Source organism: Niveibacterium sp. (assembly GCF_041909475.1).
Taxonomy (GTDB): domain Bacteria; phylum Pseudomonadota; class Gammaproteobacteria; order Burkholderiales; family Rhodocyclaceae; genus Niveibacterium.
In genome coordinates this window covers 1-1,673 of record NZ_JAYRDJ010000066.1, presented here as the reverse complement: position 1 = coordinate 1,673, position 1,673 = coordinate 1, and the positions used below count along the sequence as shown (strand labels likewise).

Here is a 1,673-nt window from a genome sequence, read left to right as displayed (position 1 = left end):
TGTGGTTTCAGCCGGAACGTTTTTTCGCCCGCGGATGCGCGGCGTCGTACACCTTGGCCAGATGCTGGAAGTCGAGATGGGTATAGACCTGCGTCGAGGCGATGCTGGCATGGCCGAGCATTTCCTGCACCGCACGCAGGTCGCCTGAGGATTGCAGCACATGCGAGGCGAAGGAATGGCGCAGCATGTGCGGATGCACGTGCTTGGGCAAACCTAGACGAACCGCGCGGCGCTCCAGGCGCAACTCGACCATGCGCGGACTGATGCGCCGCCCGCGCTGGCCGACGAAGAGCGCCGTCTCACCTGGCAAAGCCAATTCCCCGCGCACGTTGGCCCAGGCCGCCAAGGCCTCGCGCGCCTTGCTGCCGACCGGCACCAGCCGCGCCTTGCTGCGTTTGCCGAGCACGCGCACCTCGCCTTCGTGGGCGATGCTATCCAGGGCATCGACGTCCAGCGCGACCAGTTCGGCCAGGCGCAGGCCGGAGGAATAGAACAGTTCGAACATCGCCAGATCGCGCGCGTCCTGCAGCGGATCGTCATCTTCGCTGGCGTCAAGCAGCCGGGCGGTTTCGTCGACTGAGAGCGCCTTGGGCAAGAGGCGCGGCGACTTCGGCGGCTTCAGACCATCGCAGGGATTGGCACGAATCAGACCGCGCTCGCCCAACCAATGGAAGAACCCACGCCAGGCCGACAACAAACGAGCCAACGAACGTCCGGCCAAGCCCTGTCCGTGCAATTGGGCGACATAACGACGGACGTGATGCACCTGCAAATTGGCCAGCGGCGTTTCACCGCTGGCAGCGAGCAGCTTTTCCAGGTCGCGTCGGTAATTGCCTACGGTATGCGGCGACAGCCGGCGCTGGTTGGCCAGCTCGGCCAGCCAGGCGTCGACAGCCGCCTGCGGGGTCACAGTGTGCTCTTGGTCACCCGGGCGAGCGCCGCCGAGACCATCTCGCCGATGCGCTCGAGGTAGAGCGTGCCCATGTCGGCGTAGAAGCGATGTACGTCTTCGCTGCCCAGCGCGATCATGCCCACGGTACCGCCGCCATTGCGCAGCGCGATCAGTGCCTGCGAACGGATGTGCGAGGCATGTTCGCCGAACCACGAGGCAGTGCCGAAGCCGGCCGTCGAACCGCAGTAAGGGCGGGCCAGCGTTTCAGCGAAAACCTGCAGCTCTTCGCTCACCGCAGCGAACTCCGGAAGATCCTCGATGCCGGCCGGTTTGTCCCAAAGACGCAAGGCCACATGCGGCACGGCGAAATCGTCGCGCAGGTGGAAATTGAGCAGGTGGATCACCGCCTGAAAAGTCTCGGCGGCGATCAGACCGACCGACAAACGATGTACCTTCTCGCTGATCGCATCGTTTTCCTCGCCAAAAGCGATCAACTCGGCGAGTTTGCTTTCGGTTGCCCGATTCTTCTCGCGCAGGGTCAGCATCTGACGTTCAGCCAACGACACGGCGCGCCCACCGTGCGGATGCGGCACGAAAATCTGCGCCATCAGGTCGGCGTATTGCTCGAAGAAGCTGGGATTGTTCTTCAGGTAATCGGCAATCTCTTCCGGAAACATGGCGCTCATAGATCAATTTCTCCGTTAAATACAGTCACGGCCGGCCCAGTCATCAGGACCGGACGTCCTTCGCCGCCCCAGGCAATGGTCAGGTCGCCGCCGCG

General features: G+C 63.5%; 2 protein-coding genes and 1 pseudogene. All 3 read right to left on the bottom strand.

Annotation, left to right across the window (positions count from 1 at the left end; all coding sequences use genetic code 11):
* Positions 1–7 precede the first annotated feature (7 nt).
* Positions 8–910 (bottom strand): tyrosine recombinase XerC, encoded by a 903-nt coding sequence (gene xerC / locus ACE3P0_RS21070; RefSeq protein ID WP_374404771.1) that lies wholly within the window; start codon positions 908–910, stop codon positions 8–10.
* Complete coding sequence (locus ACE3P0_RS21065) at positions 907–1,578, bottom strand: DUF484 family protein (protein ID WP_374404770.1); 672 nt, start codon at positions 1,576–1,578, stop codon at positions 907–909. Before ACE3P0_RS21065 ends, xerC begins: the two co-directional genes overlap by 4 nt.
* Positions 1,575–1,673, bottom strand: a pseudogene (locus ACE3P0_RS21060) (diaminopimelate epimerase); the annotation flags it as partial. The pseudogene ACE3P0_RS21060 and the gene ACE3P0_RS21065, both read right to left, overlap by 4 nt.

Excerpts from the sequence above, each read along its gene's own strand:
- ACE3P0_RS21065 (WP_374404770.1), bottom strand. The coding sequence starts at position 1,578 with ATGAGCGCCATGTTTCCGGAAGAGATTGCCGATTACCTGAAGAACAAT.